Here is a 2067-nt window from a genome sequence, read left to right on the forward strand (position 1 = left end):
AACATGGTGTTGTCACTAGGACTGGTTATTTTTACTCTTACCATACGAGTTTTAATGACTCACCCCACTCTTTTAAACCTAAGCTTAAAAGTAAGTGGCGTCCCCTAGGGGATTCGAACCCCTGTTACCGCCGTGAAAGGGCGGTGTCCTAGGCCTCTAGACGAAGGGGACAACATGGTGTTGTCACTAGGACTGGTTATTTAGACTCAAACCATAAGAGTTATTGGTGGAGCTATGCGGGATCGAACCGCAGACCTCCTCGCTGCCAGCGAGGCGCTCTCCCAGCTGAGCTATAGCCCCAAACTGCACCTTCAAGAGATAACTCGTGTATCGCTGAAGACGGGGCGCATTTTATGGAGCCAGCAAAATAAAGTCAACATTTTTTTAAGCATAGTGCATTGTTCGCACCATTTTTAATCAAGATGCACATTTGTTCATCAAGATTGTGATTTTTCGACCAGTTTCAACATCCTAGCTATCAAAATTTATACATGTTAGAGAGGCCATTAGTGCGTTATCAAGTTAATGTTAACACTTTATAGTCGAAATAAAGCTGATACTCGGTAAAACCTGAATATAGATTTTCACTTTACCAACTAAGATTGAATATAAGTGCATTAATACACTCAGCTCTTCGCCGCTATTTGGGTTTATACAAAGCACATTGTCATCATTCTTTCTTCATAAATGCATTTAACGTCTTGCTATGAGTATAAAGATCATCAATTGAGTAACCTTTTATTCTTAATACAATGGGAATTTGCCCTTCTCTATTGAGTTTTTAATCGCTTTATTATGTTCAACACAATAAAGGTTCCTTCAAAATCACAAATAAACAGCTGGCTTGTACTTTTATTAATTAAGTGAGAGCAAACTCATTAAGCAAAAGCAAATTTGGATTTAACTTAACCTTAATTAAATGCTTAACCAAAAGTAGATTATTCACAGGTAAGAATTTCGGATAAAAACCGAAATATCAAATTCCATACTCTGCTTTATATTGCTCCTACTTACATTTAATTTTTGCCAAAAGAATAATTTGGCGCTTGATTAGATAACAACAATAGACAACTTGGCTACACTGCCTTATTTAATGCTGCCATTGCATTGAATTTATCGTTGAAGATTTTATAAAGAGTCTATTAGATAATTCGCTGTTAAATAGTATTTCATCACTCTTATTAAAGCTTAGCTCTAGGTTTGCATTAATTACGGCAGGGCTCAATTTAAGCCGTTTCACTTAATATCAATAAATTGGTTATTGTTTGCGGGTAACAATTGCTTGTAGCTGTGTGCTATTTATTATGTGTAGTTTCCATTGTCTATATAGTTTCAAATCGTTGTTAGCTAACTGATGTAAAGAAACATTTTCTACCATAAGTCTTTATAAATTAATAAAACCGTCTATTTTCGTTCCTTCAACTTCGAAAAGCCAAAAGAGTGTTTCACCTTATTTATGAGTGCATCTAACTATTGTTATCTAACAAAATAAAAATCCGCAGCTATTAATAATAATTTAAAGCGAAATTCATCCCATATATTAAAAGTGCCTATCAAGCTGTTGTTTATCAAATTTCGTTGTTGATTTGAATGCAGGCCACTTTGCAATGAATCATTTAATAAAGCAAAGCTCAGTTGTTTACACATTATGCAAATGCCACAAAATTAATTGCAGCAATTAAACATTATCTTCAAAAATGGATTATTTAATAGCTGCAATAATCATAAAACCATTAAATTTCTTTTTTACAAATGCTATTTTTTATAAAGCTTAATTTAAACGCGATAGATAAATGACTAAAAATCAATCGCAAATCGTATTTTTAGAGCTAAGCCTTGCTCTAAAAGCAATCAAGACGATTGACATTTAGTCAAGTTGTTCATTTTAAGTCCACTTAACACATTTTTGTGAAAACAAGTATTGACTATAGTTGAACTAAATCTATAATAGCGCCCCACAACAACGCAGCAATGTGTTGTGATTCTAAAGCGGGTCGTTAGCTCAGTTGGGAGAGCATCGCCCTTACAAGGCGAGGGTCACTGGTTCAAGTCCAGTACGACCCACCA

3 tRNA genes are annotated in these 2067 nt (G+C 34.9%); 1 reads left to right on the forward strand and 2 read right to left on the reverse strand.

Annotation, left to right across the window (positions count from 1 at the left end):
* Positions 1-95: 95 nt before the first annotated feature.
* Positions 96-171: transfer RNA gene (locus tag ON073_RS20235), tRNA-Glu, on the reverse strand.
* Between the two features lie 53 nt (positions 172-224).
* Positions 225-300 (reverse strand) — tRNA-Ala (locus ON073_RS20240).
* A gap of 1691 nt (positions 301-1991) precedes the next feature.
* Between ON073_RS20240 and ON073_RS20245 the strand changes: the two genes are divergently transcribed.
* Positions 1992-2067: transfer RNA gene (locus tag ON073_RS20245), tRNA-Val, on the forward strand.

The sequence above is a fragment of the Pseudoalteromonas sp. G4 genome (assembly GCF_028875915.1).
In the GTDB taxonomy this organism is placed as follows: Bacteria; Pseudomonadota; Gammaproteobacteria; order Enterobacterales; family Alteromonadaceae; genus Pseudoalteromonas.